This is a genomic window from Arenibacter sp. 6A1, from assembly GCF_012272855.1.
Lineage (GTDB): Bacteria > Bacteroidota > Bacteroidia > Flavobacteriales > Flavobacteriaceae > Arenibacter.
On sequence record NZ_JAAXCQ010000003.1, the window covers coordinates 44,041 to 66,188 of the forward strand.

At 40.1% G+C, this 22,148-nt stretch carries 15 protein-coding genes; 4 read left to right on the forward strand and 11 right to left on the reverse strand.

Annotated elements, in window-relative coordinates:
- Positions 1-19: 19 nt before the first annotated feature.
- The 4 genes from asnS to pyrH form a co-directional block, all read right to left on the reverse strand.
- A complete protein-coding gene (gene asnS / locus HCG49_RS03030; protein ID WP_168468093.1) occupies positions 20-1,453 on the reverse strand; it encodes an asparagine--tRNA ligase in 1,434 nt (477 codons plus the stop codon).
- Between the two features lie 262 nt (positions 1,454-1,715).
- Positions 1,716-4,106, reverse strand: a complete 2,391-nt coding sequence (locus HCG49_RS03035; protein WP_168468094.1) for an efflux RND transporter permease subunit — start codon at positions 4,104-4,106, stop codon at positions 1,716-1,718.
- Between the two features lie 305 nt (positions 4,107-4,411).
- Complete coding sequence (gene frr, locus HCG49_RS03040; protein ID WP_168468095.1) at positions 4,412-4,966, reverse strand: ribosome recycling factor; 555 nt, start codon at positions 4,964-4,966, stop codon at positions 4,412-4,414.
- Positions 4,967-5,009: 43 nt separating this feature from the next.
- On the reverse strand, positions 5,010-5,717 hold the full coding sequence (pyrH, locus tag HCG49_RS03045; RefSeq protein ID WP_168468096.1) for a UMP kinase: 708 nt from the start codon (positions 5,715-5,717) through the stop codon (positions 5,010-5,012).
- 245 nt (positions 5,718-5,962) lie between these two features.
- Between pyrH and HCG49_RS03050 the strand changes: the two genes are divergently transcribed.
- The gene (locus HCG49_RS03050; RefSeq protein ID WP_168468097.1) at positions 5,963-7,855 is read left to right on the forward strand and encodes a peptidase M61; all 1,893 of its coding nucleotides are present in this window, start codon (positions 5,963-5,965) and stop codon (positions 7,853-7,855) included.
- A 561-nt stretch (positions 7,856-8,416) separates the two neighbouring features.
- Here the strand turns inward: HCG49_RS03050 and tsf are convergent.
- The 6 genes from tsf to HCG49_RS03080 form a co-directional block, all read right to left on the reverse strand.
- Positions 8,417-9,241 (reverse strand): translation elongation factor Ts, encoded by an 825-nt coding sequence (gene tsf, locus HCG49_RS03055; protein WP_168468098.1) that lies wholly within the window; start codon positions 9,239-9,241, stop codon positions 8,417-8,419.
- Between the two features lie 102 nt (positions 9,242-9,343).
- Entirely contained in the window at positions 9,344-10,162 is an 819-nt protein-coding gene (gene rpsB, locus HCG49_RS03060) for a 30S ribosomal protein S2 (protein WP_168468099.1), read from the reverse strand.
- A 293-nt stretch (positions 10,163-10,455) separates the two neighbouring features.
- On the reverse strand, positions 10,456-10,842 hold the full coding sequence (gene rpsI, locus HCG49_RS03065; RefSeq protein ID WP_072764357.1) for a 30S ribosomal protein S9: 387 nt from the start codon (positions 10,840-10,842) through the stop codon (positions 10,456-10,458).
- A 1-nt stretch (position 10,843) separates the two neighbouring features.
- On the reverse strand, positions 10,844-11,299 hold the full coding sequence (gene rplM, locus HCG49_RS03070; RefSeq protein ID WP_072764358.1) for a 50S ribosomal protein L13: 456 nt from the start codon (positions 11,297-11,299) through the stop codon (positions 10,844-10,846).
- A 436-nt stretch (positions 11,300-11,735) separates the two neighbouring features.
- Positions 11,736-14,573 (reverse strand): DNA polymerase I, encoded by a 2,838-nt coding sequence (gene polA / locus HCG49_RS03075; protein ID WP_168468100.1) that lies wholly within the window; start codon positions 14,571-14,573, stop codon positions 11,736-11,738.
- 51 nt (positions 14,574-14,624) lie between these two features.
- Positions 14,625-15,617 carry an isoaspartyl peptidase/L-asparaginase family protein gene (locus HCG49_RS03080; protein ID WP_168468101.1) on the reverse strand — a complete coding sequence of 331 codons (993 nt, stop codon included), beginning with the start codon at positions 15,615-15,617 and terminating at the stop codon, positions 14,625-14,627.
- Between the two features lie 42 nt (positions 15,618-15,659).
- On the opposite strand from HCG49_RS03080, the gene HCG49_RS03085 reads away from it, so the two are divergent.
- The 3 genes from HCG49_RS03085 to HCG49_RS03095 all read left to right on the forward strand — a co-directional run bounded on the left by HCG49_RS03085 (position 15,660) and on the right by HCG49_RS03095 (position 18,050).
- On the forward strand, positions 15,660-16,385 hold the full coding sequence (locus tag HCG49_RS03085; RefSeq protein ID WP_168468102.1) for a copper homeostasis protein CutC: 726 nt from the start codon (positions 15,660-15,662) through the stop codon (positions 16,383-16,385).
- Positions 16,386-16,434: 49 nt separating this feature from the next.
- Complete coding sequence (locus HCG49_RS03090) at positions 16,435-17,664, forward strand: metallophosphoesterase (protein WP_168468103.1); 1,230 nt, start codon at positions 16,435-16,437, stop codon at positions 17,662-17,664.
- A gap of 89 nt (positions 17,665-17,753) precedes the next feature.
- Positions 17,754-18,050 carry a thioredoxin family protein gene (locus tag HCG49_RS03095; RefSeq protein ID WP_168468104.1) on the forward strand — a complete coding sequence of 99 codons (297 nt, stop codon included), beginning with the start codon at positions 17,754-17,756 and terminating at the stop codon, positions 18,048-18,050.
- 667 nt (positions 18,051-18,717) lie between these two features.
- Here the strand turns inward: HCG49_RS03095 and HCG49_RS03100 are convergent.
- Positions 18,718-22,029: a DUF2723 domain-containing protein gene (locus HCG49_RS03100; protein WP_168468105.1), complete on the reverse strand. Its 3,312-nt coding sequence runs from the start codon at positions 22,027-22,029 to the stop codon at positions 18,718-18,720.
- Between the last annotated feature and the right edge of the window lie 119 nt (positions 22,030-22,148).

Genomic DNA, 22,148 nt, shown 5'->3' on the forward strand with positions numbered 1-22,148 from the left:
AAAGTTAAATAATAAAAGCTTAAAATTCGGCATTTTGTGGTGTTCTTGGAAAAGGAATTACGTCTCTGATATTACCCATTCCTGTAGCGAAAAGCACCAACCTTTCAAAACCAAGGCCAAAACCACTATGGGTTGCCGTTCCAAATTTTCTTAGGTCTAAATACCACCAGAGTTCTTTCTCATCGATATCTAGGGCCTTAATTTTCTCTTTTAGCACATCTAAACGCTCTTCACGCTGCGATCCACCTACGATCTCACCAATGCCTGGGAACAAAATATCCATGGCTCTTACGGTTTTCTGGTCCTCGTTTAAACGCATGTAAAATGCCTTTATTTTTGCAGGGTAATCAAATAGGATTACTGGACATTTAAAATGCTTCTCTACTAAATAGCGTTCGTGCTCACTTTGTAAATCGGCACCCCATTCGTCAATAATATATTTAAATTGTTTCTTCTTGTTGGGTTTGCAACTTCTTAAAATATCGATAGCCTCGGTATAAGATACACGCTTAAAGGTGTTATCTACCACAAATTTTAATTTTTCTATCAAAGGCATGTCACTGCGTTCTGCTTGTGGTTTGCTCTTTTCCTCATCGAGTAAACGCTGTTCCAAGAATTTTAAATCTTCTTCACAGTTTTCTAAAACATAGGTTAGAACATCCTTGATAAAGTCTTCGGCAAGATCCATGTTGGCGTCCAAATCATTAAAAGCTACTTCTGGTTCTATCATCCAGAATTCTGCCAAATGTCTCGAAGTATTAGAGTTTTCTGCTCTAAAAGTAGGGCCAAAGGTATATACTTTGCCTAAAGCCATGGCATATGTTTCGGCTTCTAACTGTCCAGAAACGGTTAAGTTGGTTTCTTTTCCGAAAAAATCTTCGCTATAATCAATAGTGCCTTCGGCTGTTAGAGGTGGATTTTTACTGTCTAAGGTCGATACGCGAAACATTTCGCCTGCTCCCTCGGCATCAGAACCTGTAATGATAGGAGTGTGCACATGGTAGAATCCGTTTTTCTGAAAATATTGGTGTACCGCAAAAGATAGGGCAGAACGCATACGCATAATGGCCGAAAAGGTATTGGTGCGAACACGTAGGTGAGCCTTTTCACGTAAAAATTCCAAGGAATGCTTTTTAGGCTGTATAGGGTAGGTCTCCGGATCGGCACCACCGTGAACAATCACTTCTTTGACCTGTATCTCTACATTCTGGCCTTTTCCCTGACTTTCGGTTAGTGTTCCTACAATTTTTAAGGCAGCACCGGTGTTGATTTGCTTTAGTAGATTTTCGTCAAAATCCTCAAAATTGACCACGCACTGAATATTATTAATGGTAGATCCGTCGTTTAAAGCAATAAACCTGTTGCTTCTAAAGGTTTTAACCCAACCATTAACCGTTACTTCTTTGTGTAAATGATCGGAAGAAAGTAATTCTTTTACGCTGTAGGTGTTCATTTGAATTCTTTGTAAATTAAGTGGCAAAGATAGCCTTTTTAACAAAAAAAAGGATTGAGATTCCCAAGGGTTGTGGATTATTTTTAGATAAAGTGCTAACCGCTAAGATATGGGCAGGCTAAAGCTGGTCTTTTAGCTGTGTTTACGGAGCTTTAAAACGTCGGTATAGCCGATTTTAGGGCTGTGTAGACCAGTGTATATCACTAGTCAAACCAATGGAACCAGCGATATTAAATACCTCTTGTCTAAAAAAAATCGAATCTTACCTGTCCTTGTCTTCTTCTTTTGGTAGAATATCAATCATTGGTTCCTTTAAGGTCTGCTTGTTCGCAATACTTCTTTCTAGGGAAAGTAGTAGGGAGGGCAATAAAACAAGGTTAGACAACATGGCAAAGAGCAAGGTTGCCGATACCAGGGCACCAAGGGCTACCGTACCACCAAAACTGGAGATTACGAAGACCGAGAACCCAAAAAACAAAACAATGGACGTATAAAACATACTAACACCAGATTCGCGTAAAGCAGCATAGACCGATTTTTTGATACGCCACTTATTGCTAGTCAGTTCTTGCCTGTATTTGGCCAGGAAGTGTATGGTGTCATCTACCGAAATTCCAAAGGCAATACTAAACACCAAAATAGTGGACGGTTTTATAGGAACCCCCACAAAGCCCATGACCCCTGCGGTAATGACCAGTGGCAATAAGTTGGGGATTAAAGAAATTACAATCATCCTGAAGGAACGGAACAAGTACGCCATAAACAACGCTATCAATCCTATGGCCAAGGCTAAGGACATAATTAAGTTCTTAACCAAGTACTTGGTGCCCTTTAAAAATAACAAGGCACTACCGGTCATGCTGACCTCGTATCGTTCGGCAGGGAAAATTTTATCAATGTTATCTTGAAGTGTCGCCTCTATCTCCTCCATACGCTCCGTCTTAACATCCTTGATGTAGGTGGTAATACGTGCCACTTGGCCGGTGCTGTCCACAAAACCGTTCAGCATATTGCTTTGACCGGAAGATTTTCGTGCCACATCCATGATAAAGGTGTTTTCTTGGGTCGTTGGCAGTTGATAGTATTTTGGGATGCCGCTATAAAAAGCTTGTTTAGAATACTTCACTATATCTACTACGGAAATAGGACGGGAAAGTTCCGGGATTTCAAGGATTACCGTTCCTAATTGGTCTAACCTTTTTAAGGTCGCCGGTTTTAAAACCCCTTTTGGCCTTTTGGTGTCTACCACAATTTCAATGGGCATGATACCATCAAATTCTTCCTCAAAAAAACGGATGTCCTTAAAGAACTGCTCTCCCTTTGGCATGTCTTCAATTGGACTGCCAGAAATATTGATTTGATAGATACCGATAATACTGGTTACCAAAAGTAGAATGGAAACAATATAGACTGAGATTCTTTTGTTTCTGACGATGTTTTCCATCCAGCTGACAACGGCATCTATCCATTTGGTATTTAGATGTTTTAAATGCTTGTCTTTAGGCAAGTACATAAAACTGTAAATAATCGGAATGATTAATATCGACAATACAAATATGCCCAGAATATTAATAGAAGCAACAATCCCGAATTCTTTAAGTAGTTTACTGTCCGTGATTATAAAAGTGGCAAAGCCCGAAGCAGTAGTAACGTTGGTCATCAGGGTCGCATTCCCGATTTTGGAAATTACACGCTGTAAAGAAAGGGCCTGGTTACCGTGTTTTTTTACTTCTTGTTGGTACTTGTTAATCAAGAAAATACAGTTCGGGATACCAATTACGATGATCAATGGCGGTATCAAGGCTGTTAGAACGGTAATTTCATATTGTAAGAGTCCAAGAACGCCAAAGGACCACATAACCCCTATTATCACTACGAACATAGAAATAAAAGTGGCTCTAAAGCTTCTAAAAAAGAAAAAGAATATCAAGGAAGTAACCCCTAAAGCGGCAAGAATAAACTTCCCGATTTCGTCTATAATGTTTTGGGAGTTCATGGTCCGGATATAGGGCATGCCCGACACACGGACGTCAAGACCGGTTTCCTTTTCAAAGTTTGCTATCAGAACATTTAAATCTTCAAGAATAAAATCTTTACGAGCCGATGTGTTAATAATGTCCTTGTCTATATAAATGACGGTGCGGATGGTGCTCGTTTCTTTATTGAAAAGGAGGTTATCGTAAAAAGGAAGGTTGTTAAACAGTCGATGGGTTAAACTATCCACAGCCGCTTTGGACGCCGGCGGGGATTTCATAAAAGGCTGCAAAACAAATTCTTGTTTTATGCTGTCCTTTACCAGCTCTTTAAGGTTGTCCGTAGACAATACAAAATCTACTTCTGGAAAAGCTTCTAACTGTTTGCTGAGTTTGTTCCAGCGGTTATATTTTTCGGGAGTAAATAAGGAGCTGTCCTTTACGGCCAAAACGACCACATTGCCTTCTTCCCCAAATTTTTCCAAAAACGATAGGTATTCCAAGTTTACAGGGTGATGATCTGGCAATAAATTGGCTTGGGTATTAGAAAACCTCATGTTCTCCCATTGCATAGCCAAAAAAACAGTCAATACCGTTAGTAGTACCAGGATTAAGATCCTATTTCTAAGAATTATTCTTGCTGTTTTTGCCCAAAATCCTTGTGTAAGCTTGGTAACCATTTTCTTTTATTTTCGGGGCCAAAGGTAGAAAATGATTGTTAGTGTTCCTAGAAAGGATGCCCTAAATAATGGGGAGGGATGATGGGGGAACTACTTTGGAAAATTAGAGTTGTTTTTATGCCTTATCCTGACTAGTGAGACCGGGTGGTGGCATATGCTTTTTTGAGAAGCATAGCGGATGGACGCAAGGTAAAAGGGATAGGATAAAAAAAAGAGTCTTTGGATATAAAAAGCTATATTCTAAACAGTATAAAATAAAAACGGGCGACCAAAAGTCGCCCGTTTTTAAAGTAAGGTTGAAAAGCTTATATTTTCATGATCTCTACCTCTTTTAATTCAAGATGAGCATCAATTTTTTTAATGTATTTGTTCGTCAGTTCTTGAACGTCGGCTTCTGCACTCTTTTGTAGGTCTTCAGAAACTTCAATACTTCTCAGTTCTTTGTTCGCTTCCTGTCTGGCATTACGAACCCCTATCTTAGCATCTTCGGCTTCGGCTTTTGCTTGTTTTACCAAGTCTCTCCTGCGTTCCTCAGTCAAAGGTGGCACATTGATAATAACCATATCCCCATTGTTCATTGGGTTAAATCCAAGGTTGGAATTCATGATGGCCTTCTCTATTTCGTGAAGGAGTTTTTTTTCCCAAGGCTGTACCGTTATGGTTCTAGCATCTGGTGTACCTACATTGGCTACTTGTGCTAATGGGGTAGGGGAACCGTAATAATCGACCATCACACTCGATAGCATCACTGGATTCGCTTTTCCTGCCCTAATTTTGATAAACATTTTCTCAAGATGGGCCATGGCACCTTCCATTCCTTCCTTAGCAGAGTCTAATATAAATGTAATCTCTTCGTTCATATACTTACAGATTTATAAATTGAAAACACTAATAGTGTGTAAATTATAGATTTACAACGGTTCCTATATTTTCTCCGGAAACCAATTTCATAAGGTTGCCCTTTTTGTTCATATCAAATACAACGATAGGCAGTTCGTTTTCCTGACTAAGGGTAAAAGCTGTGGTATCCATAACTTTTAAGCCTTTTGTCAACACATCTTTAAAAGAAATCGTATCAAATTTGGTAGCTGTTTTGTCTTTCTCAGGATCGGAAGTATAAATTCCGTCTACTCTAGTTCCTTTAAGGATCACATCGGCTTCAATTTCTATCGCTCTAAGTACAGCGGCAGAGTCGGTCGTAAAATAAGGATTCCCGGTGCCTCCTCCAAAAATAACAACTCTTCCTTTTTCTAAATGCCTCATGGCGCGTCTTCTGATAAAAGGTTCGGCTACCTCATTGATCATAATGGCCGATTGCAATCTTGTCTGTACTCCCTTTACCTCCAAAGCGCTTTGTAGTGCCAGGCCGTTGATTACGGTCGCCAACATTCCCATATGGTCGCCTTGAACCCTGTCCATGCCTTCGCTGGCACCAGACAAGCCTCTAAATATATTTCCACCGCCAATAACAATTGCCACTTCTATACCCTTGTTTACAACAGCTTGTATTTCATCTGCATATTCGGAAAGTCGTTGTGGGTCTATACCATATTGTTTATCACCCATTAGAGCTTCCCCACTGAGTTTTAAAAGTATTCTTTTGTATTGCATGTTGTGTTAGATTTAGTCCCAGCAAAAATAATCAAAATTATTTAGGCTACAGCCTGTGCAGAAAGTTTAGTGATGCCTTAATTATTTCATAATGAAAATGAAGGCTTGCTTAAAAATTTATAATCTTGTGGTACAATAGGAAGGAGAGGCCTGATATTGATGTGGAATGATTATTTTTCTATAAAAAATATAGGGATTCGACCTTTAAATGGATTGCGATAAAATAATTGAACCTTGATAAAAAGATGAAAAAAGACATGTTTTATTTTAAAAAAATGCTGCTAATTGGGGCAATTGGTCTAGTGTTGTATGGTTGTGGCCCTGCAAAAGCCTTGCAATATGCAGATAAAGCTACAATTGTAACCCAAATGGATTTGGTAAATGTCGTAGACGACCGGGTTCTGGTTACTGTAGATCCTGGAGTTTTTAATCAGGATACAATAACCTTTTTTATACCCAAGATCGTACCGGGGACCTATAGTTTGGATAACTATGGAAAATATGTAGAGGGGCTTAAAGCTATAGATTATAAGGGGAATGAACTGTCGGTAAACCGCTTGGACGATAACTCTTGGCAAATAGCGAATGCCAAGGAACTGGATAAACTTACTTATTTGGTGAATGATACTTATGATACGGAACAGCAAGTAGCGGATAAAGTTTTTTCTCCGGCAGGGACAAATATACTGAGTGGCGAAAATTATATGCTGAACCTTCATGGGTTTATAGGGTATTTTAATGGCTTAAAAGAAATCCCTTATCGGTTAGAAATAAAGGTTCCCAATGGCTTGTCGGGGGCTACTTCCTTAAAGAAGTTGCCTACAGAGCCTAAACTTCCAGGCGTAGATGTGTATTGGGCAAATAGATATTTCGAGGTCATAGATAACCCTATTCTATATGCCAAGCCCAATACGGAAACCTTTCAAATCAATGATATTTCGGTAACCTTAAGCGTGTATTCTCCCAATGGGATTTATACAGCTGCTGGTTTAAAAGCCGATATGGAACGTATGATGCGGGCTCAAAAACAGTTTTTGGGAGATATAAACAGTACCAAACAGTATACGATCTTGCTATATTTTAGCACCTTAAATGAGGACGATGCTATTGGTTTTGGGGCCTTAGAGCATCACACTTCTACCACGGTGGTGCTTCCAGAGCAAATGCCAAGGGAAATGTTGGTAGAGGCTTTGGTAGATGTGGTTTCGCACGAATTTTTCCATATAGTGACTCCTTTGAGTATTCATTCTAAAGAAATAAAGTATTTTGATTTTAACGATCCCAAAATGTCCAAACACCTTTGGATGTATGAGGGTACCACAGAGTACTTTGCAAATTTGTTCCAGATCCAACAGGGTTTAATCGATGAAGAAAATTTTTACGAACGTTTAATGGAAAAGGTGCAAAATGCGAAGGCCTATAACGACTCACAATCATTTACAGAAATGAGCAAGAACGTATTAGAGGAGCCTTATAAAGAGAACTATGGCAATGTCTATGAAAAAGGCGCGCTGATCAATATGGCGCTTGATATTCGATTACGAGAATTGAGCCATGGGGAGAAAGGGGTTTTGTGGTTGATGAAACAGCTTTCGCAAAAATATGGAAACCATATTCCCTTTGAGGATGAAGCCTTGTTCAATGAGATTGTAGCGATGACATACCCCGAGCTCAACGCTTTTTTCGATACCTATGTCATCGGGAATACGCCTATCAATTATGAAGAGTTTTGGGAAAAGGTCGGACTAACCGTCACCTCTGTAATCGAGGAAAGCGGATTTTTCCTTATGGAAAACATTCCCTTTATAGATGTAGATCCAAGCAAGGGTGACGCCGTTTTTATTCGAGAGGACATTCCGTTAAACTCCTTTCTAAAAAACTTGGATGTGCAAGGTGGCGATATTATTAAAAGTATAAACGACAAAGAAATTAGTGTCGAGACTATGCGCGAAATTATTGGCGAAAGTTTTGGTTGGGCCCCGGATAAAGAAATAACGATGAGGGTGCTTAGAGATGGGCAACCGTTGCTATTAAAGAGCAGGGCCGGTACTCCGGTAGTGACCTTAGAAGTGCTAGTTCCAATGGAAAACGCTTCGGAAAAACAATTAAAGCTAAGAGAGCATTGGTTAAAGGGCTAAAATTTGAAGGTATTATTTGTAAGCTGTCTGAAAAGGCAGCTTTTTTTAGCGCCATTCGTAAAGACTGGGAAAGTTAGAATAGGTGTAAGGTGGTTTAGAATAATGTGGGCGTTCCCTCCTTTGTCGGGCGGGCCCTTGGCTATATCCCTTGCCCTGCTGCGGGGATGCCGCCGCGGTCCCTAACGCGGGTTTTTAGTTAACAGTAGCTCCCTCGCTAAATGACGGGGCTACTGGGCAATATGACTTTCGCTGGAATAATTGATACTACTTCTCTCAAATTGTTAACATCAAAAGAATCCGGCTTATTTCAGTTTTCGTGAGGACCTAATGGAAAATGCAAGGATTTGTATTTCGAGCGTAGAGGTCGGGTGCTGTGTTGGCTTTCACAACAGGTGGCAGAAGCCGTCCGGCAGCCCATTTCATCCTTGTGAAAGCGGCCAGGGCGGTGCGGCGTGGAAAGTCTGTGGCAACAAAACTGCTTTTAATGGCCCTGTAGTGCTAAAAAAGAAACCCCCGCTTTATAAAATAAAGCGGGGGTTTTAAAGTATAGGTATTAAAAGATTACCCTAGGGCTACTCTTTTAAAGTCTGTAACTGTTACAGTGTCACCTAAAGACTTAACGTATTGAGAAACGCTAACTTTACTGTCTTTAATAAAGTCTTGGTTCACCAAAGTGTTGTCTTTAAAGAAACGCTTTATTTTACCTTTAGCGATGTTGTCTAACATTGCTTCTGGCTTACCTTCTTGACGCAATTGGTCCTTAGCGATCTCGATTTCTTTATCGATAATGCTTTGGTCAACGCCAGTTTCATCTAAAGCAACTGGGTTCATTGCGGCAGCCTGCATTGCTACATCTTTAGCAACAACATCAGCACCGTCAACAGCGGCAGAAAGTCCAACTAAAGTGGCGATTTTGTTACCAGCATGGATATAAGAACCAACAAAAGGAGCATTTAATTTGCTAAATCCTTTGATCTCGATTTTTTCTCCAATAACACCAGTTTGCTCAGTTAACTTTTCTTGAACGGAAATACCGTTAAAATCAGCAGCCAACAATTCTTCAATAGTGTTAAGACCTAAAGCTACATCAGCAATTTCATTCGCTAGAGCAACAAAAGAATCGTTCTTAGCTACGAAATCTGTTTCACAGTTAAGGGAAATAACAACACCAGAAGTGTTATCACCATTTACCTTAGCAATAGCAGCTCCTTCAGAAGAATCTCTATCTGCTCTGTTAGCAGCTACTTTTTGACCTTTCTTACGTAAGATCTCAATAGCAGTGTCAAAATTTCCTTCTGCTTCAACCAATGCTTTCTTGCAATCCATCATGCCTGCACCAGTTGTTTGTCTTAGTTTGTTTACCTCAGCGGCGGTAATTTTAGCCATTTTATTTTGGGTTTAATTTTCGCCTAAATTAAGATTACAATGCAATCTTGGTTTAGGTTAATGTTAAATTTATGTTCTATTTAGTAAAGAAAAAGAATAAGACTATTCTTCGCTCTTAGCGTTTGCTGCAGCGTCTTCCGTTGCTACAGTGTCAGCTTTAGGAGCTTTAGGAGCTTTTGCTTCCTTTGGCTTAGCCTCTTCGTTTCCTTCTTTATCAGCTTGTTTTTCTGACTTGCGCTCCGTTAAACCTTCAGCGATAGCACCGGTAACAGATGCCATGATAGCTTCGATAGATTTAGAAGCATCGTCGTTAGATGGAATAATGAAATCGATAGGTCTTGGATCAGAATTGGTATCGACCATTGCAAAAATAGGAATGTTCAATTTTTGAGCTTCTTTTACAGCAATGTGCTCACGCATAGTATCTACGATGAACAATGCAGCTGGTAGACGCGTCATATCAGAAATAGAACCTAAGTTCTTGTCTAATTTTTGACGTAAACGATCTACTTGTAAACGCTCTTTTTTAGATAGTGTGTTAAAAGTACCGTCTTTCTTCATTCTATCGATAGTAGCCATTTTTTTAACAGCTTTACGGATAGTAACAAAGTTAGTCAACATACCACCTGGCCATCTTTCAGTGATGAAAGGCATATTCACTTTCCCTGCTTTTTCAGCAACGATATCTTTTGCTTGTTTTTTGGTAGCTACGAAAAGAATTTTTCTACCTGAAGCTGCAATTTTTTTAAGGGCCTCGTTAGACTCCTCTAATTTTGCAACTGTTTTATAAAGATTGATAACGTGAATCCCGTTACGCTCCATGTAGATATAAGGAGCCATGTTTGGATTCCATTTTCTGGTAAGGTGTCCAAAATGTACACCTGCCTCCAATAGGTCTTTTACTTCAATATTGTTTGCCATTTTTGTTTTAGTTTACGTTCCTTTGAATTAGCAATATTAAAGTGAGGCCCTAAGGACAGCCTTTAACATTTAGATGCTAAACTAATTTTTTCCGGTACGGGGAGTCCAAACGATCGCTAGGACGGTTTGTGGTCACTTTCCGGAATTATTATTACCCTATGACAAGGGTTTTCAATGAACAATTGTAACTTCCCTATAAATAGGGCTTTTGTTTGAACTTTTAAATCCTGTAAGGGATTTGAACAGTAAGGTAGTTAGATGAAATAAATTCATATAAGCTGCCAAACCAAGTATTAACGTTTAGAGAACTGGAATTTCTTACGAGCTTTCTTCTGACCGAATTTCTTACGTTCAACCATTCTTGGATCTCTAGTTAAAAGTCCTTCTGGTTTAAGCACCAATCTGTTTTCAGCATCTACTTCGCATAATGCTCTAGAGATAGCCAAACGAACAGCTTCTGCTTGTCCAGTAATACCACCACCGTAAACATTAACAGTAACATCAAAGTTTTCTTCGTTGTTAGTCAATGCAAAAGGTTGTTTTACTTTGTACTGCAAAGTTGGAGTTGGAAAATACGTACCAAGATCTTTCTTGTTAATAGTGATATTTCCATTTCCTTGAGAAACATAAACACGGGCTACCGCTGTTTTTCTTCTACCAATCTTATGAATTATTTCCATATTACTTAAGGTCGTTTACGTTAATTGCTGTCGGTTTTTGAGCTTCTTGATTGTGAGTAGAACCTGCATTTACTTTTAGATTACGGAATAAAGCAGCACCTAATTTGTTCTTAGGTAACATCCCTTTAATCGATTTTTCTAAAATTTTTGCTGGGTCCTTGGCCAACAATTCTTTAGCTGTTGTAAACCTCTGGCCTCCTGGGTATCCGGTATGACGGACATAGGTTTTTGAATCCCACTTCTTTCCAGTTAAGTTGATTTTTTCTGCATTGATAATAACAACATTATCTCCACAATCAACATGTGGTGTAAAATTAGGTTTATGCTTCCCTCTAAGTAACTGAGCTACTTTAGAAGCAAGACGGCCCAATGTTTCTCCTTCAGCATCAACTAGTAACCATTGTTTTTCAACGGTTGCCTTATTGGCCGAAATCGTCTTGTAGCTTAATGTATCCACACTAAATAAATTTATTTATTAAACACTTCTATCCCGTTTAACGGGCTGCAAATGTACAATTATTAAGTTGAATTCCAAATGGTTGTTTCTTATTATTTATTGTTTTTTCTTTTTTATGGTGAAAAAAAGCCGCTTTTCCGATGAAATACAATTTTGTATTGCCTTGGGGGCTAGCTAAATTAAGAAATGTTGGCGACATAGAATATATTTATTTTCAGCTAAAATTTAACAAATTCACATAGCAACTAAAAAAGAAAACCATTGATGATCTATCTATATAAAGAATCTTTCAAAACCTGCTTTTCTTTTATTGTCAAGAAGAATTAATTTCCTTTTTTTTTTTTGGAAGGTATGGGGTTTAGCGTAGTTTCAAAAACCAAAAAATGCCCCGTTACAGAAGTAATGGGGCATTTAAGCAAGTGATTTTGTTAAATCCTTAATGGGCTTCTAACCAATTGTCTCCAATACCTATTTCTACGTCTAAGGGTACTGGTAGGGTGTAAGCATTTTCCATTTCCGATTTTATCATGGTTTTTATGTCCTCTAATTCGGGTTTGTAAACATCAAAGACCAATTCATCATGTACTTGAAGGAGCATCTTGGTTTTGTAGTTCCCTTCTTGTAGTTTTTGATAAATATTGATCATCGCAATTTTGATAATGTCGGCTGCGCTTCCCTGTATAGGGGCATTGACGGCATTACGTTCTGCTGCGCCTCTTACGATGGCATTACTTCCGTTAATATCTTTTAAATACCTACGCCTGCCCAATACGGTTTGTACATAACCATTTTCCCGGGCAAAATTTACCTGATTGCTCATATAACTGCGCAATTTTGGATACGTCTCATAATAAGTATCTATCAGTTCTTTTGCTTCGGCACGCGATAAGTCTGTTTGGTTGCTCAGTCCAAAGGCCGATACTCCATAAATAATCCCGAAGTTTACGGTTTTGGCATTGCTTCGTTGTTCACGGGTAACTTCTTCTAGTGGTACGTTAAATACTTTTGAGGCGGTAGAGGCGTGAATATCCTCGCCTTTTTTAAAAGCTTCTATCATAGTAGACTCTTCGCTAAGTGCCGCAATGATCCGCAATTCTATCTGTGAATAATCTGCCGCTAACAAAAGATAATTTTCATCCCTCGGAACAAAGGCCTTTCGTACCTGTCTTCCTCTTTCGGTTCGTATGGGAATGTTCTGTAGGTTAGGGTTGTTGCTGCTTAACCTTCCTGTAGCTGCTACGGTTTGCATATAATCTGTATGTATCCTTCCTGTGTTGGCCTCAATTTGTTCTGGCAGTGCATCTATATAGGTGCTTTTTAATTTTGCCAATCCACGGTAATCCAATACACGCTGAATAATTTCGTGGTCCTTTGCCAAAAATGACAGCACGTCTTCGGAAGTAGAATACTGACCAGTTTTGGTTTTCTTTGGTTTGGCCACCAATTTTAATTTATCGAACAATATTTCTCCCAACTGCTTTGGGGAAGCGATATTAAATTCGGCTCCGGCATCTTGGTAAATTTGTGTCTCTAGCGCTTTAATGTCATCATTTAGCGCCTGGGAGAGTGAATTTAAAAAGTCCTTGTCCAAGTTTATTCCCTCCTCTTCCATGGCTGCCAACACATGAAGTAGCGGAATTTCTATATCGTTGAATAAGGATTCTGTATTGGCTTCCTTTAATTCTGGCCTAAAATGTTGTGCCAACTGATATGTAATGTCCGCATCTTCTACGGCATACTCGGTTTGTTGGTCTAAGGGAACTTCGCGCATCGACAATTGGTTTTTTCCTTTTTTGCCAATGAGTTCGGTAATAGAGACAGGGGTGTAATTTAAATAGGTCTCGGCCAATATATCCATGTTATGGCGCATATCGGGATTTATAAGGTAGTGAGCCAACATGGTGTCAAAACATTTCCCTTTGATGGTAATGTTGTATTTGCGAAGGACCTTGATGTCGTATTTTAAATTCTGACCTATTTTTTCAATATGTTCTGCTTCGAAAAAGGGACGTAATTGCTCAATAATTTCTTGTGCTTCTGTCTTGTCTTCTGGAAAAGGAATGTAAAAGCCTTTCCCTGCTTCCCAGCTAAAGGCTATACCCACTAATTCTGCTGTAAGCGGATTTAGGCCTGTAGTTTCGGTATCGAAGCACACCGAAGGTTGCTTCATGATATTTTGAAGAAAAAGCTTCATAGCCATCCCTGGAGCCACGTTTTGATAGACATGGGCTACATCCTTGATGGTTTTTCGGCTCGAACTTTCTTTAATGGTCCCCGATGCAGTATCGTCACCGCCTCCAAAGAGGGAGAACTGACCTACTCCGGCCTCGGGTGTTGGCTTCTGTTCGGACGGCTTGTCTTCCGAAGCTTCTTGCGTGGCTTCGGCATCCCTGGTGAACAATCTTAAGAATTGATCTTTTAACCTTCTAAACTCCAATTCTTCAAATAGCTCTTGTACCTTGTCCCCATCGGGCATGCTGAGCTCATAATCCTTAGCGTTAAAGGTAACATCGCAATCGGTATAAATAGTGGCTAGTTTTTTGGATAGGATACCTAATTCGGCATTTTCGATAATTTTCTCCTTCATTTTGCCCTTTAGTTTATCGGTATTGGCTAAAAGACCTTCCATAGAGCCAAATTGTTCAATAAACTTTTTAGCGGTTTTGTCCCCAACACCTGGTAAGCCAGGAATATTGTCACTGGCATCGCCCATCATCCCTAAATAGTCAATAACCTGTTCTGGGCGTTCTACGCCAAAACGTTCTTGGATCTCTGGAATACCCCAAATTTCTATCCCGTTGCCCATACGTGCTGGGCGGTACATAAAAATATTTTCGGAGACCAATTGTCCAAAGTCCTTGTCCGGGGTAACCATAAATACCTTGTAGTCTTCTTTCTCTGCTTGCTTGGCCAGGGTTCCTATAATATCATCGGCTTCCCAGCCCTCTAGTTCCACTACTGGAATATGCATGGCCTTTAAAATCTCTTGTATATAAGGTACAGCAATTTTAATGGCATCGGGAGTAGCATCTCTGTTGGCCTTGTAATCGGCAAACATTTCGGTACGGTCTACACTGCCGCCCTTATCAAAACAAACCGCAAGATGGTCTGGTTTCTCGCGCCGGATAACATCCAATAACGAATTCATAAATCCCATGATGGCAGAGGTGTCCATGCCTTTGGAATTGATTCTAGGGTTTTTTATGAGTGCATAGTACCCACGGAAAATTAATGCGAAAGCATCGAGTAGGAAAAGTTTTTTTTGTTCTGCCATTTTGGGATGTCTAGGATCTATTAAATTGTATGCTTTATAATATGAATAGTATTATTGGTAGAATGATGCTGGTTTTTTGTCAAAATGTCCTTCTTCGGAATAAGAACGATAGCTAAATCCTGGGTGTACGCAATAGCCTCCGGTTTCGCCTTTTTTGTTAATGGCAATAAATCCGATCTGGAAATCCTTACGGCCTTTATTTTTGGCCATGATACGTTTTACTCCTTCTTCACAGGCTTCTTGAGGCGATTTTCCCTGGCGCATTAATTCTACGATCAAAAAACTACCTACGGTTCTGACCACTTCTTCGCCTACTCCTGTGGCTGTAGCAGCACCTACCTCGTTGTCTACAAATAGCCCTGCTCCAATAATAGGGGAGTCGCCAACCCTTCCGGCCATTTTGTATCCCATACCACTAGTGGTACAAGCACCGGCAATATCGCCATTTTTATCGATGGCCAGCATACCTATAGTGTCGTGGTTCTCTATGTTGATGATGGTTTCGTATTTAGAGGTCTCTTTCCATGCCAACCAATCTTTCTTAGCCTTTTCGGTCAGAAGGTTTACTTTAGGAAACCCTTTTTCGTATGCGAATTGTTCGGCTCCTTTTCCTGCGAGCATTACATGAGGGGTGTCTTCCATCACCTTACGGGCCACAGAAACAGGGTGTTCTATATTTTCCATGCACAACACTGCCCCGCAGTTGCCGTCCTTGTCCATAATACAGGCATCAAGGGTTACATTCCCATCTCTATCGGGTCTTCCTCCGTTCCCTACGGTTTCGTTGCTTAGGTCGGCCTCTTCAACCATAACACCTTGTTCTACGGCGTCTAGGGCAGAACCACCTTTGTCCAAAACTTCCCAGGCTTTTGCCGTGGCATTCATAAAATTCCAAGTGCAAATGGCAATAGGGATAATCGCTTTTCCCTCTCCGCCGGGTAGGGTAGCTGCTTTTTTATCTTCTTGGCAAGAGGCTAAAATAGGGGCTGTAATTAGACCTGCGGTGCTAAGGGTCGAATTTTTAAGGAAGTTTCTTCTTTTCATTGCTTTGTGATACTTAAATTTAAGGCATTAAATATAAGAAATATGATTGTAGAAGTGTGTGCCAATTCCGTAGAATCTGCCATAAATGCCCAAAGTGCTGGTGCTGATAGAATTGAACTTTGTGCAGAACTAGCGGTAGGAGGGCTTACCCCCTCCCTAGGGTTTCTGAAATTGATAAAGGAACATATCAGTATCCCTGTCAATGTCCTGATTAGGCCAAGAAGTGGCGATTTTAGTTATTCGGACTATGAATTCCAGATTATGAAAAACGATATTGAACGTTGTGTCGATATGGGGTTTAATGGGATTGTTACCGGAGTATTACAGCGCGACTGCACTTTGGATGTAGTCCGTACAAAGGAATTGGTTGCGTTGGCGAAACCTTTGGAATTTACCTTTCACCGGGCTTTTGATTGGGTGAGGGATCCTTTCGAGACCTTGGCTCAATTAGAATCTATGGGGGTCCATACAATTTTGAGTTCCGGACAGCAGCCCTCTAGCGTAAAAGGTATAGACACCTTGATAAAGTTAAAGGAACAAGCTAAAAAATGTACTATTATGCCGGGTGGAGGTGTGCGTCCTAATAATGTGAACAATTTTAAATCACAGGGCTTTAAAGCAATTCATTTGTCTGGGGTGCAATTCCAAAAAAACTTGGAAGTAGTTCCTGCAATACCTATGAGTAGTCCGGGCTTTTTAAAAGACGACGAAATTCTTATTAGTAATATAGATACTTTGAAAGAGGTAGTGCGGATTGTAAAAGAATAGGCGTTGCTGTCATAAAATGAAATACCTTTATACATATTAAAATAGGCTTATGTTGCGTTGGATAGTTTTTGTTGTCATTTACATAGTACTTGGTATATATACATTACAGGCCTTGCGGACCGCTTCTCGATTTCCGTGGGTATATTATATGTATATGTTGCTATCGTTTTTGGTGTTGGGTAATTTTATGTACCAATTTACATGGGGCGATAACGAAGGGCGGGTACTCAGTATCGCTAAAAGTTATGCCTTTGGGTTATTATTGGCCATGCTTACCTTTAAGATAATAACGATGGTATTCTTGTTTTCCGAGGATATGTTTAGGTTCCTTACTGCCACTTACCATAAAATTTTCGGAAAGTCTAAGGAGTTTAGCTTTCCCGAACGTCGCCGAATTTTAAGCCTTATAGCGATGGGGATTGCTGCTTTGCCGTTCTCGGCCTTGTTGTACGGGATGTATAAGGGTAAATATAATTTTAAGGTGTTGAAGTACGAATTGGAGTTTGATGATTTGCCACCCGCTTTTAATGGCTATCAAATTACACAAATCTCGGACATACATAGTGGTAGTTTCGATGATAGGGAGAAAATTGCCTATGCCATAGACCTTATTAACGAACAAAAAAGCGATCTGCTTGTTTTTACTGGCGATATGGTTAATAACAAGGCCGAAGAAATGTTTCCATGGAAAGATCTTTTTGCTAGTCTGGAGGCTAAAGATGGCAAGTATTCGGTCTTGGGGAACCACGATTATGGCGACTATGTAAATTGGGAGACCGATGCTGCGAAAAAAGAAAACCTTGAAGCCCTTAAGGCATTGCAGAAAGATATGGGGTTTAACTTGTTGCTGAACGAAAGTAGGTATTTGCAAAAGGGCGACGATAAAATAGCCCTTATCGGAGTGGAGAATTGGGGAAGAGGCGGATTTAAAAAAGCAGGAGACCTAGGGAAAGCTACGGCCGAAATAGGTAATAATGATTTTAAAATTCTAATGAGTCACGATCCCTCGCATTGGGAAGATGTGGTACTTCATGACAAACTTCATTACCATCTTACCTTAAGCGGCCATACCCATGGGATGCAATTTGGTATTGAGATCCCTGGTTGGGTTAAATGGAGTCCGGCGAAGTGGCGCTATAAATACTGGGCGGGAGTATATGAGGAAATGGGGCAGTTGATAAATGTAAACCGTGGTTTTGGGTTTTTGGGCTATCCTGGTAGGGTAGGCATTTGGCCAGAGGTAACGGTGATTACCTTAAAAAAGAAGTCGTTAAGCTGATTTTAATGTAGCTTTAGAGGCAAAAGACTGCGTGGGGTAAACCTTTTCGCATTTTTTCTTACTTTTGAATATAACCAAACACATGGTATATGTCTAAATTTGGCGAATTAATAGATGTTAATGTTCCGGTCCTATTAAATTTTTATGCGGAATGGAACGAACCCTCCACTTCAATGCATCCGGTTTTAAAGGATGTGGCAGCTGCTTTGGGCGACAAGGGCAAGGTTATAAAAATTGATGTGGATAAAAACAGAGAGCTTTCTCAGGCATTAAGGGTAAGCGGATTGCCTACGCTGATGATCTACAGAAAAGGGGAAATGGTTTGGCGCCAAAGTGGGGAGCAGGATGCCAATACCCTTATTGGGATCTTAAATGAATATATCTAAAAGCGGGATTCCCTTGGCTTGTATAGCGGTAGTATAATTGGTTTTTCTCTAGGGTAAAACCTAACTGTTGTCATTGCGGCTATCCTAATTGATTTTCTTGCTAGCTGAAGCAGGCTAAAGTCGGGACTTTATTATCGTATCGTTTTTTTTAATTGATACTTTGTAAAGAAGACCATATACAGTACTTACTATAATGTACCCCTTATTGAGAACCTAGTGGAAAATATAGGTTTTATAGATTAGGGGCGAATCTTAATTCTGTATTCCTCTGAAATCTTCTTAATATCTAATGTATATATGGAGGCCTAGTTTTTGGACCCTTTTTTTAAAGGCTGATTCTGAACAACTAGGACTATTTCTGTTTTATATTTTCAAGGTACTTCTTCCGTAGAGTGTACGTTCAAATGTGGCTATATGTTCTTGCTTTGTAATGCATTAGCTCTTGTTTGATGGCTACCATAGATCATTGGTTCTAAGTGGTGTTTTTGTTGTAATATTTTTGCGTTAGGGACCGCGGCGGCATCCCCGCAGCGGAGCAAGGGATATAGACAAGGGCCCGCCCGACGAAGGAGGGAACGCCCAAATAATAAGAAGAATGGCCATAAAAAATTCCCGAGCCATAGACCCGGGAATTGTTGTTTTACTTGCTTTAATATCGCTATGTGAGCTACTCTTGCAACTCGGGAATAGACTCTATTTCCATGGAATCTGAAAGATCGGGATTAGCGGCTTCAGGATCTATGTCGTCTAAAGGGCTGCTGCCATAAAAACGTTCAAATTTATTGACGTACTCGTTAAAAATAAGCGTTTCTTTTTCTGCAAGTTCCTTATCCCTATTTCTGATCAGTATGTCTATATTTCTACTATACGCCTCTAAATCTGGGATAATTTCGGTTAAATTAAGCTGTTGTTCATCGAAGGGCAAACCGGCATAATAATTTAACCTTTCTTGGTAAATGGTTTTAAGTTTATTGAAAAGGGCTCTAGCCTTTTCCGTTTCACCAACTTTGTAATAGCCGTCTACAAAAGGCTCTACAAAAGTATAGTAGCCATAATGCTCAACCGGCATGTTTTCCATGGTAATATTAATGATATCCTTTGCCTTTTCGATCTTGTTTTCATTGATCAAGGTCTCAGTGAGACGCGCTAAATTGCCGCGGAAAGACAATCCTTGAATCCTGATCTGTGCATCGTGGTAAATATCTGGGCTGCCTGAATTGCCCCAATCCCATTTTTTAACAATATCGTACATTAAATCGCTGTCGATACGTCCCATTTCATAGGCGCTCTGATTTTTGGTTTTTATAGGAACCAGTTTATATACCAGGCCATCTAACTGAAGGTAGTCCTTCATATAGATATATTCGGCGTTGTCAAAACTTCCGCCAGAGAAATAGATAGGGCGTTTCCAATCGTTGTTGGCCAAAATATCTAACATTAAGATCCTGTTTTTTGGCAAGGCAGATTTAGGGAGGTCAATATCGATATAATCTACGATCAGGGCCGAGTCTTTTGCTTTTACCAAACCACTTTCAAGAACGTTTTTCTTGTTCACCGGAACCCTTATCTTGTTGGTGGGGTAATACACTACATCTAAATTGCTTTCGGAGTACTGACTAAGATCGGCACCTTGCTTTTGAAGGATAGACCTGAATTTTGTTTGCTCCTTATCGCTGTCTACCCAGTTCATAAAGTCTTTAATATCCCATCGGTTTTCGGTAAGTCCGTTGTAATAAATAACGTCCCTAGATCCAAATCGGTATTTTTCATGGGTCAGTTGCGATGGAATAGGCTCGCTTTCATAAGCTTGCATTTTCATCTGGTCTATATACCAATCCGTAGCAAAAAGGCTGGTATTGATAACCCTTACATCGGTGCGGTAGCCTTCTATTTCTTGGGCATACCATAGCGGAAAGGTGTCATTGTCGCCTATGGTGAACAATATGGCGCCCGCGTTTTCTTGGGTGGACCCTAAATAAGAATGTGCCGTAGAAGTGGCGGTATACCTATTAGACCTGTCGTGGTCGTCCCAGTTTTGAAAGGCCAAGACTCCTGGAACGGCAAAAAGACAAAGGACGGTAATTGCCGGGGCCAATATTTTTGGGTTGATTAATTTTCTGAATTCCTCAAAAAGGGCATACACGCCCAATCCTATCCAAATGGCGAAAATATAAAAAGAGCCTACCAGGGAATAATCGCGTTCCCTAGGTTGAAAAATGGCAGGGTTGGTATAAAATTGTATGGCGATGCCGGTAAATATAAAAAAGACAAAAAGGACCCAAAACTGTTTTGGGTTTTTACTGATCTGGAAAAATATACCAATGATGCCCAAGATAAGGGGTAAAAAGAAATAGGTATTTCTTCCTTTATTGTTCTTAATGTCGCTAGGTAGGTTTTCTTGGCTCCCAAGGCGGGCACTGTCTATAAAGTTAATTCCGCTTAGCCAGTTACCGTGGTTATCGTATCGGCCTTGGATATCGTCTTGCTTACCAACATAATTCCACATAAAATAGCGCCAGTACATATATCCGAACTGAAACTCGAACATATAGCGGATATTTTGGGCGAGGGTAGGGGGGGTAACGTCTATATATTCGCTAAATTCCCTTAAAAAACGCACATATTGGGCGGTATCTATTTCTCCTTTGGCATAGCCGTCTTTAAATTGGTTCACGGCATCTCTTAGTTCTTGATTTCCTAGGTAGGACGATTTTATTTTAAAGGTCAAGGGATCAAAATACTTCATGTAATTTTCGGCATTCTGTTCGCTCCACAACCTTGGCAATAAGCCTACGTGGTTTGGGTTAGGGCCTTGTAAGGCATTTTTATAGTGGTTGACGATGATATACTTGCCTGTTTTTTCGTCCTGCTCATATTTAGGTTTCTCGTCCATTTCTTCGCCGGCAGCGGCAAAGGAGTTAGAGTAATAGGACCCGTAAAAAGGGCTTTCTACGCCAGGATATTGTTCTCTGTTGTAATAGGCTAATAAGGAACGGGCGTCTGAAGGGTCGTTTTCGTTGATCACTACATTGGCATTGGCCCTAATAGGGAGCATAACCCATGTTGAAAATCCTAGGAAAAGGAACATTAAACACAGTACTATGGTGTTTGCCGTAAAATAATTGTTCTCGCGGGTATATTTCAAGCCAAAATAAAAGGCTGCTATAAAAATTAGGCCCATTATAATGGTTCCCGAATTAAAGGGGAGTCCGATCGTATTTATAAAGAACACCTCGCTCCAACCAAAGGCTTTTAGAACATAGGTCAGGGAAAATTTGTATACTAACATCAATATGGCCACTACGGCGATATTGGCAAGTAGAAAATTCTTGACAGTAGTGGTCTTGTAAGTTTTAAAGTAATACAGTAAACCTACGGATGGAATGGCCAAAAAGCCCATGAACTGAACCCCAAAGGTGAGTCCGATTACAAAGAAAATAAGGACGACCCATTTATTGCCTCTCGGGTTTTCTAGATCATCGACCCATTTTAGGCCGAGCCACAATAGTAGCGCCATAATTAAACTAGCCATGGCATATACCTCTGTTTCTACGGCGTTAAACCAAAAGCTGTCGGTAAAGGTAAAGGCTAGGGAGCCCACAATGCCGCTTCCTAATATGGCTATGGCCTTACTATTGGTAAGGGCTTCGTTTTTGACGAGTAATTTTCTGGTCAGATTGGTAATGGTCCAGAACATAAAAAGAATGGTAAAGGCGCTAGAAACCCCAGATACATAGTTGACCATTCTTGCGATCTGGTCGGCCTCTAGGGCAAACATTGCAAAAAATGCGCCTATCATTTGCAGTAGTGGTGCTCCTGGAGGGTGGCCTACCTGTAGTTTTGCGGAGGTAGCTATATATTCTCCTGCATCCCAGAAACTGCTAGTGGGTTCTACGGTTAATCCGTAAGTAATAAGGGCTATTGAAAAAACAGACCATCCTATGATGGTGTCCCATTGCTTGAAATTCTTTGAAAACATGCGCTTTGTGGTTTATGCAAAAAGGCGAATTTAATAATTATAATAGAGATGTTGACATTATTTTTATAAAGCTTTAACAAGGGGTGGAATTATTTTTTTTATTTTTTTGAAAAAATGTT